The sequence below is a fragment of the Nocardiopsis sp. NPDC101807 genome (genome assembly GCF_044766605.1).
Classification (GTDB): Bacteria; Actinomycetota; Actinomycetes; order Streptosporangiales; family Streptosporangiaceae; genus Nocardiopsis; species Nocardiopsis tropica.
On the sequence record NZ_JBIWMK010000004.1, the window covers coordinates 364,678 to 381,002 of the forward strand.

At 74.9% G+C, this 16,325-nt stretch carries 13 protein-coding genes; 8 read left to right on the forward strand and 5 right to left on the reverse strand.

The genetic code is table 11. From position 1 onward, the window contains the following. Positions 1-148: 148 nt before the first annotated feature. Both ACIRPH_RS14570 and cofD read right to left on the reverse strand, forming a co-directional pair. Positions 149-1,444 carry a coenzyme F420-0:L-glutamate ligase gene (locus ACIRPH_RS14570; RefSeq protein ID WP_402914043.1) on the reverse strand — a complete coding sequence of 432 codons (1,296 nt, stop codon included), beginning with the start codon at positions 1,442-1,444 and terminating at the stop codon, positions 149-151. Further along, on the reverse strand, positions 1,441-2,442 hold the full coding sequence (cofD, locus tag ACIRPH_RS14575; RefSeq protein WP_402914046.1) for a 2-phospho-L-lactate transferase: 1,002 nt from the start codon (positions 2,440-2,442) through the stop codon (positions 1,441-1,443). Before cofD ends, ACIRPH_RS14570 begins: the two co-directional genes overlap by 4 nt. Before the next feature lie 249 nt (positions 2,443-2,691). On the opposite strand from cofD, the gene ACIRPH_RS14580 reads away from it, so the two are divergent. The 4 genes from ACIRPH_RS14580 to ACIRPH_RS14595 all read left to right on the forward strand — a co-directional run bounded on the left by ACIRPH_RS14580 (position 2,692) and on the right by ACIRPH_RS14595 (position 9,934). Next, positions 2,692-4,083 carry a hypothetical protein gene (locus ACIRPH_RS14580; RefSeq protein ID WP_402914048.1) on the forward strand — a complete coding sequence of 464 codons (1,392 nt, stop codon included), beginning with the start codon at positions 2,692-2,694 and terminating at the stop codon, positions 4,081-4,083. A gap of 239 nt (positions 4,084-4,322) precedes the next feature. After that, a complete protein-coding gene (locus ACIRPH_RS14585) occupies positions 4,323-4,610 on the forward strand; it encodes a WhiB family transcriptional regulator (RefSeq protein WP_014908913.1) in 288 nt (95 codons plus the stop codon). 308 nt (positions 4,611-4,918) lie between these two features. Further along, positions 4,919-8,362: a glycosyltransferase gene (locus ACIRPH_RS14590; protein ID WP_402914051.1), complete on the forward strand. Its 3,444-nt coding sequence runs from the start codon at positions 4,919-4,921 to the stop codon at positions 8,360-8,362. Positions 8,363-8,365: 3 nt separating this feature from the next. Further along, positions 8,366-9,934: a DUF5719 family protein gene (locus ACIRPH_RS14595; RefSeq protein WP_402914054.1), complete on the forward strand. Its 1,569-nt coding sequence runs from the start codon at positions 8,366-8,368 to the stop codon at positions 9,932-9,934. Between the two features lie 156 nt (positions 9,935-10,090). Here the strand turns inward: ACIRPH_RS14595 and ACIRPH_RS14600 are convergent, their stop codons facing one another. Then, the gene (locus tag ACIRPH_RS14600; protein ID WP_267948297.1) at positions 10,091-10,486 is read right to left on the reverse strand and encodes a metallopeptidase family protein; all 396 of its coding nucleotides are present in this window, start codon (positions 10,484-10,486) and stop codon (positions 10,091-10,093) included. A 236-nt stretch (positions 10,487-10,722) separates the two neighbouring features. Here ACIRPH_RS14600 and ACIRPH_RS14605 point away from each other — a divergent pair, with 236 nt between their 5' ends. The 4 genes from ACIRPH_RS14605 (at position 10,723) to ACIRPH_RS14620 (ending at position 14,368) form a co-directional block, all read left to right on the forward strand. Then, on the forward strand, positions 10,723-11,154 hold the full coding sequence (locus tag ACIRPH_RS14605) for a DUF3499 domain-containing protein (protein ID WP_402914057.1): 432 nt from the start codon (positions 10,723-10,725) through the stop codon (positions 11,152-11,154). Positions 11,155-11,263: 109 nt separating this feature from the next. Beyond that, positions 11,264-12,616, forward strand: coding sequence for a phosphomannomutase/phosphoglucomutase (locus tag ACIRPH_RS14610; RefSeq protein ID WP_402914059.1), 1,353 nt, complete (start codon positions 11,264-11,266; stop codon positions 12,614-12,616). Between the two features lie 88 nt (positions 12,617-12,704). Beyond that, the gene (locus ACIRPH_RS14615) at positions 12,705-12,881 is read left to right on the forward strand and encodes a Trm112 family protein (protein ID WP_082376097.1); all 177 of its coding nucleotides are present in this window, start codon (positions 12,705-12,707) and stop codon (positions 12,879-12,881) included. A gap of 158 nt (positions 12,882-13,039) precedes the next feature. Continuing rightward, on the forward strand, positions 13,040-14,368 hold the full coding sequence (locus ACIRPH_RS14620; protein WP_402914063.1) for a protein kinase: 1,329 nt from the start codon (positions 13,040-13,042) through the stop codon (positions 14,366-14,368). Between the two features lie 248 nt (positions 14,369-14,616). Here the strand turns inward: ACIRPH_RS14620 and ACIRPH_RS14625 are convergent, their stop codons facing one another. Continuing rightward, positions 14,617-15,786 carry a hypothetical protein gene (locus tag ACIRPH_RS14625; RefSeq protein ID WP_402914065.1) on the reverse strand — a complete coding sequence of 390 codons (1,170 nt, stop codon included), beginning with the start codon at positions 15,784-15,786 and terminating at the stop codon, positions 14,617-14,619. 119 nt (positions 15,787-15,905) lie between these two features. Beyond that, positions 15,906-16,322, reverse strand: a complete 417-nt coding sequence (locus ACIRPH_RS14630) for a MerR family transcriptional regulator (protein WP_402914068.1) — start codon at positions 16,320-16,322, stop codon at positions 15,906-15,908. Positions 16,323-16,325 lie beyond the last annotated feature (3 nt).

Genomic DNA, 16,325 nt, shown 5'->3' on the forward strand with positions numbered 1-16,325 from the left:
GGCGGGAGGGGACGGTCCCGGGGCCGCGCCGTCCGACTCGGAGCCGCCGACGCGGGCAGGCCCCGGACAGGACGGACGCCGGCCCCGCGGTGCGGGAACCGGCGTCCCGGGGCGGCGGACGCGGGCCCGTCCGGGGCCGCAGCGCCCGCTACCGCACCGTGACGAAGTCCTCCGGGTCGCGCGGCGGGCGGTCCCGCGGGGGCTCGGCCGCGTGCCCCACGGCCACCGAGCCCATCGGCTGCCAGTCCCGGGGCACGTCCAGCACCTCGCGCACCACGTCCGCGCAGAACATGGTCGAGGAGATCCAGGCCGAGCCCAGCCCCTCCATGGCCAGCCCCACCAGCAGGCTCTGCACCCCGGCGCCCATCGCCACCTGGAACATCGACCGCTCGGCGTCCGCCCGGCGCGCGTCGGGGTAGGGGTGCGCGCCGTCGGCCGCCAGGAAGGGCACCACCAGGTACGGCGCACCGCGCAGCACGTCGCCGCGCCGCGTCCGCCGGGCGATCTGCTCCTCGGTGAAACCGTCGCCGCGCAGGTCGGCCACCCATGCCTGCAGCATGGCGTCGAGCAGCCTCTTCCGCGTCTGCGCCGACTCCACCAGCACGAACCGCCACGGGGTCGTGTGGTGGGGCGCGGGGGCCGTCACCGCCGCGGCCACCGCGCGCCGCACGGCGGCGGGGTCCACGGGCTCGTCGGTGAACGAGCGCACCGTCCGCCGCGCCGGGACCACGTCCCGCGACCCGTACCGGAAGAGGTCCTCGTCCGCCGGCCGGACCAACGCGGCCGCGCCCGTCCCGTCCTCCTCGGTGACCAGCGAGCCCAGGCCGGTGACGACCGCGACCGGGACACCGCTCGTCTTGCCCTTGACCAGTTCGCCCGCCGCGGCGATCTCGTCGGCGACCGCGTTGACCGTCGCCTCCATCAGGTTGCCGTGGGAGTCCTCGGTGCCGCGCAGGTCCTGGACGGCCGAGAGGCCGGCCGCGCCGATGGCGACGTCGGTCTGGCCGATACGCCACGGGCGTCCGAAGGTGTCGGAGACGATCACCCCCACGTTCACACCCGGTCGCGCGCGCAGCCCGGCGCGGAGCGCCCGGGCGGAGGCGTCGGAGTCCTCGGGCAGCAGCAGGACGGTACCGGGCTCGACGTTGGAGGCGTCCACCCCGGCCGCGGCCATGACCAGGCCCTGCCGCGTCTGCACGATCCGGGTGCGGCCCGCGCGGGCGACCACCCGGACGGTCTCCGCGTCCACGGCCTCCTCCCGGTCCATCCGCCGGGAGCGCCCCTCGGCCTTGCTGACCACCTTGGAGGTGACCACGACGATGTCGCCGTCGGCCAGGGGGGTCCCGGAGGCCTCCGCCGCGTCGGCGACCAGGGCGGCCAGGTCGTCGCCCTCGCGCACCTCGGGGATGCCGCCGAGGCCGCGTACCCGCAGTTCGGCGCTCAACCCGTGGTCCCCCCGTCCGCGGCGCCGCTCCCCGACAGCTCCACGGCCAGGTCGACCGCGGCACGGGCGATCGCCTCGGTGGCGGCCGGATCGCTCATGTAGAGGGGGCGCGAGCGCACCTCCACGCCCTCGACCCGGGTGCCGGCGTCGGCGTCGTCCACCAGCCAGCCGTCCAGGAGGTCGGAGCCCAGGTGCTCGGCGACCGCGCCCGCGCCCGTCTCCACGCCGATCGCGGTCAGGCAGGCGTCGGCCATGCCGCGCACCGGCGCCCCGCCGATGATGGGGGAGACGCCCACGACGGTCTTGCCGACCATGGCCTCGCGGATGCCGGGCACGTTGAGGATCGACCCGACGCTGACCACTGGGTTGGACGGGGGGATGATGACGGCGTCGGCCTCGGCGACGGCGGCCAGCACGCCGGGGGCGGGCGCGGCCGCGTCGGCGCCGACGCTGATGATCTGCTCGGCCGGCAGGGCGGCCCGGTGCCTGATCCACCACTCCTGGAAGTGGATCGCCCGGCGCCCGCCGCCGTCGTCGACGACCACGTGCGTCTCGACCTGGTCGTCGGTCATGGGGAGCAGGCGCACGCCCGGCCGCCAGCGGTCGCAGAGCGCCTCGGTGATCGCGGAGAGGGGGTACCCGGCCGCGATCATCTGGGCGCGCACGATGTGGGTGGCGGTGTCCCGGTCGCCCAGGCCGAACCAGGTGGGCTTCATCCCGTAGGCGGCGAGCTCCTCCTTGACGGTGAAGGTCTCGTCCGCCCTGCCCCAGCCCTGTTCCTCGTCGATCCCCCCGCCGAGGGTGTACATCACGGTGTCCAGGTCCGGACAGATCCTCAGCCCGAAGAGGGTGATGTCGTCACCGGTGTTCCCGATGACGGTGATGGTGTTGACCGTGGTCTGCTCGTCGGTGGCCGGTGCGCCGATTCCGAGCGCGGCCTTGAGGCCGCGGAGGAAACGCGCACCGCCGATACCGCCGGCCGGTACGACTATCCGCATGCGTCCAAGTCTGGCAGGCTGGGGGCGTGTATGGGTCGTCTGCCCCGCCGTGGGCTCGCGCCCCTCGTGTGACCGTTCCGGTACCGGGAGTCCGTGAACCCCGGGGCGAAGGTCGCCGTCTCACCCCTTCGGCCCGCTCCGGTGTCCCCCCGCACCTTCACCAGGACGCGGCCGATTCACCCGACAGTCCGACGATATGCCAAGCTTCCACCGACGCGACGGCGAAGAAGCAGCAGAGGGGAACCTCTCTTGAACAACGAAACACTAGAACGCCTGCGCCTTCCCGGGGCCTGGGTCCTGGTCGGCGCGGTGGGAGCGTCCATGCTCTCGGGCCTGATCCGCCTGATCGCGGGCTCCGTGTACCCGGGCAGTTTCTCCGGTGCGATGGGCGGGGCGAGCGGGTCGTTCTTCGGCCTCCACGTCCCGCTGCTGCTGGCCGCCGCGGCCGCACTCGTGCTGACGAGCGAGCGCACGCGTCGGGCGGCGTCGCCGATCGTGCTCATCGGCATGGTCATGAGCGCGGTCGGCCTGCTGTTCGCCGCGATCAACCTCATCACCGAGTTCGTCGGCGCGGCCGACGCCGGGAACATCGGCCTGGGCTTCGCGGGCTTCGTGTCCACGCTCGGCTCCGCCGCGGTGCTCGGCGTCGTCGGCTTCGCCCTGCTCAAGGTGTTCGGGGACCCGACGCTGGTGCCCCGGCCCGCGCCGCAGCAGCAGTACCAGTACCCGCCGCAGCAGTACCCGCCCGCGACCGGCGCGCAGCAGTCCTTCGCGCAGCCCGCGTACCCGGCGCAGGACGCGGGCTTCCCGGCCCCGGCCGACCCCGCGCAGACCGGGTCCGGGATCCAGCAGGGGTACGAGGCCTCGCAGCAGTACGGTCAGCAGTACGCGGCCGACGCCGCCCAGCAGCAGTACGGGACGGGTGCCCAGCAGGGTTACGCCCAGCAGGGGTACGACGCCTCCCAGCAGTACGGTCAGCAGGCGGACGCCTCCGGGCAGCAGCAGGCCTACGACGCCTCGCAGCAGTACGGTCAGCAGTACGGGACCGACGCCGCCCAGCAGCAGTACGGGACGGGTGCCCAGCAGGGCTATGCCCAGCAGGGGTACGACGCCTCCCAGCAGTACGGTCAGCAGGCGGACGCCTCCGGGCAGCAGCAGGCCTACGACGCCTCGCAGCAGTACGGTCAGCAGTACGGGACCGACGCCGCCCAGCAGCAGTACGGGACGGGTGCCCAGCAGGGCTATGCCCAGCAAGGGTACGACGCCTCCCAGCAGTACGGTCAGCAGGCGGACGCCTCCGGGCAGCAGGCCGAGTACGGCCAGGCCTACGACCCGGCCCAGTACGCCCCGCAGAGCACCGAGCAGATGCCCGTCGTCGGCGATCAGGCCGCCCAGGACGCCATCCAGTACGGCTGGTACCAGGGCGCCGACCAGGGACGGCCCGCGCAGGACGCCCAGTCCGAGGGTAAAGTTGATCCATTCTTTAACTCGGGTGAGAACAACGGTACGGACGCGTCCGGACAGGGCGGCGGATCGTACGGAGCCCAGTACGGCTCCGGTGCCGGATACGGCTCTGACCAGCAAGGACAGGGCGGTACCGGTGGCCAGCAGGGCTGGTACGGCAGCGAGGACAAGCGCTGATCCCCGATCGGGGCTCCACGCACTCCACCGCCCTGGAAGGCCGTGAATTGCGTGGTAATCCACAGAACGGACATCTCCGAGTCGCCGTTGGCGGTTCGTTACATGATATTCAGTGGATTACCACGCAGGGCGCTTGACTCGAAGCAAGCGGCGCGCGTGTAATTTCAAGGTGGGATTCCACCCGGCCCGGGGGACGAAAATGGGTCGGGGACATCTATGGGGGGCAACAGGAGGTGCGCATGAGCGAGGTCATCCCGCTGGCGCACGGCTCGGACGAAGATCTGGGCTGGCAGGAACGTGCCCTGTGCGCGCAGACGGACCCGGAGGCGTTCTTCCCCGAGAAGGGCGGCTCGACACGGGAGGCCAAGAAGGTCTGCCAGTCGTGCGAGGTACGTGCGGAGTGCCTGGAATACGCGCTGGAGCACGATGAGCGCTTCGGCATCTGGGGGGGACTCTCCGAACGCGAGCGCCGTAGGCTGAAGAAAGCCGCCGGGGGAGATTTCGATTTCCTGGCGGACATGCTCTAGGGCACGCGTCCACGACGCGCGTCCGGGCCACGAGCCCGGGCGCGCGTCTTTCATGTTCCCGGCCCTTCCGGGGGTCGGGTGACGATTGCCGCGCACGCCCCCGGGTAGTGAATAAGCCGATATGGCGGTCCGGTGTCGGGGCGAGACGAATAGGCCCGTAATGGCGCCGGGTGGCGTATCGTGATGTCCCGCGCGCGCGAGCCGCCCCCGGCGCACCCACGCACCCACGCGCCCGCCGGCCCCACGGCCGGACCCACGCGGACCCGAACGGGGTCCTGCCCCTTCTCCCGGAGAGACCCCACCCAGCCGTGCTCGACCCCGCTTCCGACCGACACGTCGTCACCGCGGTCATCGTGTCCCACGACGGCGCCCGCTGGCTGCCCGAGACGCTGTCGGCCCTGCGCGCCCAGTCCCGCCCCGTGCAGCGCGTCGTGGCCGCCGACACCGGCAGCGCGGACGGCAGCGCCGACATCCTCGCCGAGCACCTGCCGTCCGGCGCGGTCGTCGACCTGCCCGCGCGCACCGGATACGGCGACGCCGTCCGCGCCGCCCTGGAACTGCCCCGCGCGAGCATCGCCGTGCGCGGGGCCGACGAGGACGCCACGGAGTGGATCTGGCTCGTCCACGACGACCTCACCCCGGAGGAGGACACCCTCGCGCACCTCCTGGCCGCCGCCGACCGGGACCCGCGCGCCGCCGTCCTCGGGCCCAAGCTCCGCGACTGGTTCGACCGCCGCCTCCTCGTGGAGGTCGGCGTCACCATCGACGGGGCCGGACGCCGCGAGACCGGCCTCGAACAGCGCGAGTTCGACCACGGGCAGCACGACGGCAACCGCCAGGTCCTCGCCGTCTCCAGCGCGGGCATGCTCATCCGCCGCGACGTGTGGGACCGGCTCGGGGGCTTCGACCCGGCGCTCCCCCTGTTCCGCGACGACATCGACTTCTGCTGGAGGGTGGGCGGGGCCGGGCTGCGCGCCCTGCTCGTCACGGACGCGGTGGCCTACCACGCCGAGGCCTCCGCCCGCAGGCGCAGACCCATCACCGCCACCCGCAACCACCCGCGCAGGGTGGACCGCCGCCACGCGGTCTTCGTCCTCCTGGCCAACCTGCCCTTCGGCGGCATGGTGGGCGCCCTGGTCCGCAACTCCGTGGCGTCGCTGCTGCGCGTGGTGACCTACCTGCTCATCAAGCAGCCCGCCAACGCGCTGGACGAGGCCGCGGCGATCACACTGGTGTACGTGCGGCCCTTCCAGCTCGCGCGGGCCCGCTTCCGGCGCCGCCGCGACCGCCGCCGCACCTACAGCGCCATCCGCCCGTTCCTCGCGCGCGGGGTGGCGGTGCGCCAGTTCTACGACGTCGTCACCGGCCTGCTGTCCGGAGAGCCCGTCCGCAACACCCCCGGCCGCCACCAGGCCGTCACCGCGCCGCCCGCGGCCGAGGACGAGGACGAGGCCCCGACCGACAGCAACGGCTTCGTGCGCAGGGTCCTCCTCCAGCCGGGGGCGCTGCTGTTCCTCGGACTCACCGCGGTCACGCTCGTCGCCGAGCGCTCCCTGCTGTTCGGCGACCTCCTCGCCGGAGGCGCGCTGCCCCCGGCCGCGGGCACCGCCGGCGACATGTGGGCCCTCTACCTGTCCGGCAGCCCCGACAGCGGGCTGGGCTCGGACGGGCCCGTTCCTCCCTATGTCGGATTCCTCGCCCTGCTGTCCACCGTCACCCTCGGCAAGCCGTGGCTGGCCGTCACCGTCGTCCTCCTGGGCTGTGTGCCCCTGGCTGGTGCGACCGCGTACGCCCTCGCCCGGCAGGTGCTGGGGTTCCGCCCCGCCCGCCTGTGGATGGCGGCCGCGTACGCCCTGCTGCCGGTCGCCACCGGCGCCGTCGCCCAGGGCCGGATCGGGACCGCCCTGGTCCACGTCCTGATGCCCGTGCTCGGTCTGCTGCTGGTGCGGCTCGTCGCCATGCCCCCGCGGTCCTCGCGCCGGGCCGCGTGGGCCCTCGGCCTGGTCCTGGCCGTCGCGACCGCGTTCGTGCCCATGGTGTGGCTGCTGTCCCTGGTGACCGGCGTCCTCGTGGCCCTGGCCTTCGGGCACCTGGGCCGCCGCGTCTACGTCAGCATCGCGATCGGGCTCGGGCTCCCCCTCGTCCTCCTGCTCCCGTGGTCGGTGGAGCTGTTCCTGCACCCCACCCTGTGGCTGCTGGAGGCCGGGCTGCACCGCCCCGAGCTGTCCGCCCCGGGCGCCGCCCCGCAGGAGCTCCTCCTGCTCTCGCCGGGCGGCCCCGGCACCCCTCCGTTCTGGGTGACGGCGGGGCTGGTCGTCGCCGCCCTGTGCTCACTCCTCCTGCTCCGCAACCGCGTCCTGGTCGCCGCCGGGTGGTCGCTGGCGCTCTTCGGCGTCCTCGTGGCCGTCCTGACCTCCCGCGTCGTCATCGAGCCCTACTACGGGGGGCCGCCCGCCCCGGTCTGGCCCGGCGTCGCCCTCGCCTTCGCCGCGACGGCGGTCCTGCTGTCGGCGGCGACCGCCGCCCGCTCCTTCGGCGACATGGTGCGCCTGGGCGGGGCGCGCCGGGTCTTCGCCGTGGCCGTGGCGGTGCTCGCCCTGGCCACCCCCGCCTCCGCGGCCGCCCTGTGGATGTGGAACGGCGTGGAGGGGCCGCTCACCGCCCGCGCGACGCCCGTCGTCCCCGGGGCGCTGGCCAGCGCCAGCGGCGGCGGCACCGAGCCGCGCACCCTCGTGGTCACCCCGGACGGGGACGGCGGGGTGGACTACGTCGTGGTGCGCGGGCGCGAGCCCCGCCTCGGGGAGGAGCGCGTCGTCCCCCCGGCCGGGGCGCGCGCGGCCATGGACCGCGCCGTCGCCGGACTCGCCGCCGGCCAGGGCGGCGACCAGGTCCACACCCTGGCCGACCACGGCATCCAGTACGTGCTCTACCCGCGCCCGGAGGTGAGCGGCCCCGCCGACGCGACCATGGTCGACACCCTGGACGGCACCCCGGGGCTCGGCAGGCAGTCGCTGTCCCAGCACTACGCGCTCTGGGAGGTGGGGGTCCCCACCGGAGTCCTGCGCGTCGTCTCCGAGGACGGAACCGGGTCCGAGCCGCTCCAGGTGAGCGGGTCGGCGGACGAGTGGACCGCGGAGGCGCCCCGGGGCCGCACCGGGCGGCGCCTCGCCCTCGCCGAGACCGCGGGCCCCGGGTGGCACGCCGCACTCGACGGGGCCGAACTGCCCCCGGTCGCCACCGAGGGCGGGACCCAGGCGTGGGAGCTCCCGGCGGACGGCGGCGAGCTGCGCGTGTGGCACACCGACCCCGTCCACGTCGCCTGGCTGGCCACCCAGGGGGTCCTGCTCCTGGTGGCCGCGGTCATCGCCGCGCCGGGCGTGCGCACCGAGGAGGAGGTGCGCCTGATCGAGTCGACCCCCGCCCCGCGTCCGCGCCGGCCCGAGCGGCTGCGCGTGAACTCGCGCCGGAGGGGGCGCTCCCGGCGCGGAGGCCCCGCCCCGGGCACGGACCGCTCCCCGGCCGGGGCGGAGGACGCCGAGGGGCCGGAGGAGGGGGCGGCCGTGTCCGCGCCGGAGCCCGGCGCCGGGCCGGGCACGGGCTCCGTGCCCGTCACCCCCGAGGGGGGACGCCGACGTGGGACGCGGGGCGCCCGCGGGGTCCGGAGGAAGGCCCCCGGCAGGCGCCGCGCGGGCGGCCGGCCCGGAGCCGACGACGGGGGCGCCGGAGCGTCCCGGACCGAGCGGGAGGAGTAGTCCGTGCGACTGATCGTGGAGAACCGGTTCGCGCTGTTCGGCCTGGTCGCACTGGCCCTGGCCGCGCTGTTCGGCGTGGCCTTCGCCACCCGGCCCGTGACCGCCGAGCTGGGGGTCACCGGGCCGGGCGCCGTGCGACCCGACCGCGCGGTGCGGGTCTGCCCGGCCCCGCACGAGGAGGGCGACAGCACCGTCGCCGCGTTCGCCCCCCGGGTGGGCCGCGACGACGAAGGGGAACTGTGGGCGGAGTCCGTCCCGGCCGCACCGGAGGAGGACGGGGACGAGGAGGGCGGGACCGGGGACGCGGACGCGGAGGACGCCGCGGGACGCGACCTCCTCGGTGAGGAGCTGACCGAGCCCGGCCGGGTGTGGAGCGCCGACGCCTCCGACGCCTCCGACCCCACCGCCGTCCGGGCCGAGGGCTCCCTGGCCTCGGGCCTGGACGCCGCCCAGACCACCCTCTCCGGCGGCTCCGTCACCGAGGTGCGCTGCGTCGAGCCCTCCATCGGCACGTGGTTCGCCCTGCCCGGAGCCGGCGGGGGCGAGGCCGTGGAGGTCGACGCGGTCACCGCCCGCCTGGCCAACCCCGAGGACTCCCGGGCGACGGTCAGCGTGGACGTCTACACCGAGGGCGGCCCCTCCTACTCCTCCGAGAGCCGGGGCATCTCCCTGCCGGCCGGGGAGTCGACCGAGCTCGACCTGACCGAGCTGGTCCGGAGCACGGGGGCCATCGGCGTCCACGTCCGCACCAGCACCGGCAGGGTCGCCGCGTCCCTCCTCGCCGAGCACGCCTCCGGCGGGGCCGACTGGGTGCCGCCGACGGCGGCGCCCGCCGTGCACCACGTCGTCCCGGGGATCCTCGGCGGGGACGGGCGCCGCCACCTGTTCCTGGCTGCCCCGGGGGACGAGCCCGCCGAGGTGCGCGTCCACGCGGTCGCCCCGCCCGGGGACGGCGGGGAGGAGGACGCCTCCGGAGCCGGCGGCTCCGGGACGGCGGAGGACCCGCTGGTCGTCGCCGTGCCCCCGGCCGCGGCAGCCTGGGTGACCCTGGAGAGCGTCCTGGGGGGAGAGGCGGGGGCGGTCGTCGTGGAGTCGGACGTGCCCGTGGTCGCGGGCGTCGCCGCCGAGGCGATGGACGGCGACGACGTCGTCGAGACCGCCTACACGGCCGCCGTGCCGCCGCTCGGCCCGCCGCTGGACGCCACGGCCGTCCTGCCCGACGTCCCCGAGGGCACGGACACGGAGCTCGTCCTGAGCGCCACGGAGGGCGACGCCTCGCTGATGGCCACCCCGGTCACCGCCGACGGCACCCAGGGGGACGCCGTGCGCGTCGCGGTCGCCGCGGGGACCACCGTCGTCTTCGGCGCGGAGGAGGACCCCTGGGAGGCCCCGCCGGGCGCCGATCCGGAGGACGGGTACGCGGTCCGCCTGGAACTCGTGGAGGGCTCCTCCCTCCACGTCGCCCGTGTGCTGCGCGACGGGGACGGCGTGAGCGTGCTGCCGGTACGCCCCGCCCCGGTCCAGATCCCGCTCCCGGTGGTGCGCGACAGCATGGTGGGGATCGTCCCCTAGGAGTACCGGCCGCGGCGGTCGGGGACGCCTGCCCCGGGCGCAGGGGGCCTCCGGCGCCGGTGCGGACGGTGACGTCCGCCACCGGGCCGGGGGGCCTCGACGCCCCGCCCCGCCCGTGCCGGAGCCCCCGGCCCCCGTGGGGCGCCCCGCGGGGCGTCAGCTCTCGGGGTCGACCGACTCCGGTTCGACGCCGAGCAGGTTGGCGACCTCCTCGACCACCGTCTCGTGGACCAGGAGGGCCATCTCCTCGGGGTCCTTGGTCCGGATCTCCACCGGGCGCCGGTACACCACGATGCGGGACCGGCCCGAGGGATCGGTCTCCAGGCGGGAGAAGGGGATCGCCTCGGAGAGGGGGCCGTGGCGCGGGATGGGCGGGACGTCCTCCACGAGGAAGTCGACATTGGCCAGCTCGCGCGCCCACAGACGTTCGAGGCGTTCGACGGCGTCCAGGACGAGATCGTCGAAAGCCTGCGCCCGGCTGCGGAACACCGGCAGGTCAGAGGGCACGAGAGGACCGCGGATGCCTCGGCCGCGGCGGTCCCGGCGCCGCATTCGGTCTGGTTGGCCACTGGAAAGGCGCACTCGTCGCACACTTCGAGACTAAGCCATCAGGGGCCCCGCGCGTAGTCCCCTCCGCCGCGAAGGTGGCCGACTCCCGGAACCGGGGCCTCCCGGTCCCTCCCGGGGACCGCCGGAGGCGGCGCGCGGGGCCGTGGATGGAGCGCGAACAGACCAGCTCGTGGAACGATGCTGGCGTGTCCCTCAGTAAAGGCATACAGTCGAACGCTGTGAGCCCTGTTCGCCGCTGCTCCCGTACCGCCTGCCGGCAGCCTGCCGTCTTCACGCTCACGTACGTCTACGCCGACTCGACGGCCGTCCTCGGTCCGCTCGCCGCCTACGTGGAACCGCACTGCTACGACCTCTGCGCCATGCACGCCGACCGCCTGACGGCGCCGCGCGGCTGGGAGGTCGTCCGACTCCCCGTCGAGACGGCGGGGGGCGGCCCCGGCAGCGACGACCTGGAGGCCCTCGCCGACGCCGTACGTGAGGCGGCCCGCCCCCCTGCCCGGAGCACACCCCCCGAGGAGGTCGGGGAGGGCGCCGAGACGCTGCGCAGAGGTCATCTGCGCGTGGTCAGGTCCGACCCGGGCCGGGGCGACCAGCAGCGGCCGGGCGGTCCCGCCGGCCGGCCGTACACGGGCCCGTCCGAACCCCGCTAGACACCGCGGTGCCGGTGGGGCCGCCGCGCCGCCGCTTGCTAGCGTGGTACCGCGCGGCAGGTTCCGCGCGGGACCGAACGTGGAGCAGGACCGACCGTCCGGAGAAGACGTGGCTGATCTCGGAAGCATCTTCAAGGCATACGATGTGCGCGGTGTGATCCCGGACACCCTGAACGCGGACATCGCGCGCGCGATCGGCGCGGCCTTCGCCCGTGTCGTCGGCGGTGACGCCGTCGTCGTCGCGCACGACATGCGTCCCTCCTCGCCGGAGCTGGCGGCGGCCTTCGCGGACGGGGTCACGGGCCAGGGACTCGACGTGGTCTTCGCCGGACTGGGCTCCACCGACCTGCTCTACTACGGTTCGGGCCACCTCGGCCTGCCCGGCGCCATGTTCACGGCCAGCCACAACCCCGCCGAGTACAACGGCATCAAGATGTGCCGGGCCGGGGCGGCGCCCATCAGCGCCGACACGGGCCTGGACGAGATCCGGCGCCTGGCCGAGGAGGGCGTCCCCGTCCACGACGGGCCCTCCGGGACCGTCACCGAGAAGGACCTCCTCCCCGGCTACGCCGACTACCTCCGCGGCCTCGTGGACCTGTCGGGCATCCGCCCGCTGAAGGTCGTCGTGGACGCGGGCAACGGCATGGGCGGCCACACCGTCCCCGCCGTCCTCGAACAGGGCCTCCCGCTGGAGATCGTGCCCCTCTACTTCGAGCTGGACGGCACCTTCCCCAACCACCCCGCCAACCCCCTCGACCCGGCCAACCTGGTCGACCTCCAGGCGAAGGTGCGCGAGACGGGGGCCGACATCGGCCTGGCCTTCGACGGCGACGCCGACCGCTGCTTCGTCGTCGACGAGCACGGCGACGCGGTGCCGCCCTCCGCCCTCACCGCGCTGGTCGCGAGCGAGGAGCTCGAGCGCGAGCCCGGAGCCACGGTCATCCACAACCTGATCACCTCGCAGGCCGTCCCCGAGATCGTGCGCGAGCGGGGCGGGGTCCCCGTCCGCACCCGGGTCGGGCACTCCTTCATCAAGGCCACCATGGCCGAGACCGACGCGATCTTCGGCGGTGAGCACTCCGCCCACTACTACTTCCGCGACTTCTGGCGTGCCGACACCGGTATGCTCGCGGCCATGCACGTCCTGCGGGTCCTGGGGACGGACGACCGCCCGCTCTCCCGGATCACCGAGGAGTACTCCCGCTACGCCGGATCGGGCGAGGTCAACTCCAAGGTCGCCGACGCCCCCGGGCGCCTGGCGGCCGTGCGGGCGGAGTTCGCGGGCAGGGACGGCGCCACCGTCGACGAACTCGACGGACTGACGGTCTCCCTCCCCGGCGGCTCGTGGTTCAACGTGCGGGCCTCCAACACCGAACCGCTCCTGCGGCTCAACGTCGAGGCCCCCGACGAGGCGTCCATGGCCGGGCTCCGCGACGAGGTGCTGGCCGTCATCCGCGCCTGAACAGGCATCATGGCGGGAAGGGGACGGCCGTACCGCCGTCCGGCGCGACGGCCGCCCCCGGCCCGCACACACACGAGGAACGAGGACCATGAGCACGAAGATCGACGACTGGCTGCTGGAGATCCTGGCCTGCCCCCAGAGCCAGGCCCCGCTGCGCCACGACCCCGAGACGGACGAGCTGGTCTGCGACGAGAGCGGCCTCGCCTACCCCATCCGGGACGGCATCCCGGTCCTGCTCGTCGACGAGGCGCGAAAAATCGGTTGAGGTCGGATGGAACGGCACGGCTGTTCCGGCAGTCATATCGTGTGCGGCAGGGGTTGAGGTCCCTCCCCGGGGCATGACGGGACGCACCCCCGCATTCCCCGCAACCCGTACCCTGTTCCTGCGCGCCCCGCTCAAGACGACCTCCCTGGAGGACCCCGATGCCCGGTTCCGAATCGCTGCTTCCGAGCGACCCCTCCTCGTTCGGTGAGTACAGCGTGACCGGACGGCTGGGCAAGGGCGGGCAGGGCGTCGTCTACCTCGCGGAGGACGCGGACGGCGGGGAGGTCGCGGTCAAGGTCCTCAACGACCAGTGGTCGCAGGACTCGGACCTGCGCAAGCGGTTCGAGAAGGAGGTCCGCGCGGCCCAGAAGGTCGCCTCCTTCTGCACGGCCGCGATCATCGACGCCCAGCTCGACAGCGACCCCCCGTACGTGGTCAGCGAGTTCGTCCCGGGCAAGGACCTCCAGGAGACCGTGGCCAAGGGCGCGGTCCTGCGCGGGTCCACGCTCCAGCGGCTCGCGGTCTCCACCGCCACCGCCCTGGTCGCGATCCACAGGGCCGGCATCGTCCACCGCGATTTCAAGCCCGGCAACGTGCTGCTCGGCCCGGACGGGCCGCGCGTGATCGACTTCGGCATCGCCCGGGTCGACGACGGCACCGCCACCATGACCAACTCGATCGTCGGCACGCCCTCCTACATGGCCCCCGAGCAGATCGAGGGCCGCGGCATCACCGACAAGTGCGACATCTTCGCGTGGGGGTGCGTGATCGCGTTCGCGTCCTCCGGACGCGCCCCGTTCGGCTCGGACACCGTCCCCGCCGTGGTGCACCGCGTGGTCAGCGCGCCCCCGGACCTGGACGGAGTCGACGAGGCGCTGCGCCCGGTCGTCGAGTCGTGCCTGGACAAGAACCCCGCCAACCGGCCGAACGCCCAGACGCTGCTGATGCGCCTGCTCGGCCACGACGGACCGGCGACGAGCGGCCCGTCCACCGACGACGTCGTCAGGCAGGGCGAGCAGATCGCCCAGGCGACCCCGGCCACCGGCGGCCAGACGCCGTACCGGGCCCAGCCGTCGACGGGCCCGCAGGCCGGCGCCGTCGGCTACCCGCCCGTCTCCTCCGGCCCGCACCCCGGCCTGCCGGGCTACCCCGGGGGCCCCGACCCCCGGCACGGGTTCGCCCACCCCGGCGCCTCCGGCCCGCGGCCCGGCGTGCCCGGCCACCCCGGCACGTCCAACCCGCGTCCGGGGTACCCGCAGCACCAGCAGCCGCACGCCATGCACCACGGCGCGCACAACGTGGGCAACCCGATGCTCACGGGCATGGCCGCCAACCAGACCTACTCCCGTCCCGGCCCCCGGCAGCCCATGCCGCGCCCGGTCGAGCAGAACTCCGTGCTCCAGCAGAGCTGGGTCATCCCGGCGGTCCTCATCACCATCGTGATCCTCCTGCTGCTCCTGATCCTGATCGCCCTCGGCGGAGGCTGATCCGCACGCGTGCCGACCGCTCCGGCGGAACCGGCCCGCGGCGTCCGCGCGCGTCCTCCGGGCCCCGCCCCGGCCCGGCCCCGCGCCACACCGTCCCGGGCGTCCGGCGCGGTCGCCACCGACCCCCGCGCGGACCGGGCCCCGCACGGACCGGGGCGGCCGGCCGCGTCGGACGGACCGGCGGCGCGACCGCCCCCGCGCGGACCGGGGCACGCGCGATCCCCTCCCGCGAGGAACGCGGTCGCGCGTCACACCCGCGTGAGCTCGTTCATGGCGCGGGACACGGCCTCGTCCACGAGGTCGCGCACCTGGGGCCAGCGGTCGTCCACGCAGTCGGTCGGCATCACGGTGACGCTGTCGGTCCCCGACATGCCCAGCGCGTCCCGCACCCCGTCCGGCGTGGTCAGGCGCGCGTCGGCGGACACCGCCAGGACGCCGGTCCGGGGCCGTCCGATCTCCTGCACGACCACGCACAGCGACAGCGAGGCCTCGCCCACCACCAGTTCGAGGGCCGTCCACCAGTGCGCCGCGCCCGGGGTGAGCACGGCCCGGGCCGCGGTCGCCGCGACCGGGCCCTCCGGGGCCGGGTCGTCGGAGCCGCCCGAGTGCACGAGGGCCCGGGCGCCGGGGTCCAGGGCCCGCAGGATCAGGGCGACGGGCTCCCTGCGCGACCGCACGTAGTCCTGGACGCGGCGGCGGGTCACCGCGGCCAGCGGAGAGGCCGGCGACCGCGGCGCCGGGGCGGTGCTGTCGGACGACCAGCTCAGCTCCTCGCGCAGGGACCGGTTGACCAGCTTGGCGAAGTGCCGCACCAGCCCGGCGAGGCGCTCCTCGGGGTCCGCCCCCGAGGACGGGGGCTCCGTGAGGCGGTCGGGCACCAGCGGGGGGAAGTCCGCCCTCCGCAGCACCAGCGAGGCCAGCACCCAGGGCAGGGCCCAGGGCCGGTCGTCGGGGTCCGCCCGCTCCCGGGGAAGGTCCCCGGCGGCCGAGGCGAGTTCGTCCAGGACCGCGGAGCACTCCGCGAACACGTGGGCCGCGCGCACCACCGGGTGGACGGGGGCGGAAGCGGCCCCGGCCAGGCGAAGCGCGTGCTCGGAGTCCAGGGTGAGTCCGGGGGACCGGGTGGGGCCGTCCTCGGGCAGGGCGCGTGCGCGCTCGGCGAGTTCCGCGACGTGGGCGGCCGTGACCGGCTCACCCCACCTCCGGTCCTCCGAGGCGGACTCGACGAGCTCCTCCAGGGCCGGACCGCCGCCCAGCGAACGGACGCGGCGGCGGGTGAGCTCCCGCCGCGCCTCCCCGCGGGGACGGCCCTGGCGGTGCTGGGCCCAGATCACCCGCAGCCGGTCGACGTCCATCAGGTCTTCGCGCACGGGGTTCGGGAGCCGGTCCGGAGCCGCGCCGCTGCGTAGGGTATTCACGTCCTCTCCGTAGCCCGTCGGCACTTTGCCAAAACATGCCGAACGCCTTCACCTGTGGCCGTGACCGGACGCACGTGCGTGTGAACCCTTCGTGTTCACGCGCGTCCACACCCGTCACATCAGGAACGGCGACCGTCGAGCAGCCGCATGGCCTTCTGCTTCTCGAAGTCGAGGGCCCGCGCGGGGGCGGCCGCGAGCCTGCCCAGCCGCTCCCCGTGCGCGCGCACGCGGGCGAGGACGTCGGGCTCGGCGAGCACGCGCAGGGCGAACGCCAGGGCGGCGGGAGGGATGTCGAACTCCCGCTCCAGCTCCAGGCCGACGCCGATCGTGCGCAGGTCCTCCTCGGTGAAGCGGCGGTGCCGGTGCCCCCGCCCGGTCGGCTGCTCCTGGGTGCGGGGCAGCAGTCCCAGCCCCTCCCGGTAGCGGAGCATCCGGGCCGTGGTGCCCACCCGCTCCGCCGCGGCGGAGATCGGCACGGGGCCCGCCGGCCAGGTGGTCCGGTCGGGGGCGGGCGGGGCGTCGTCGAGGGCGGCCATGCA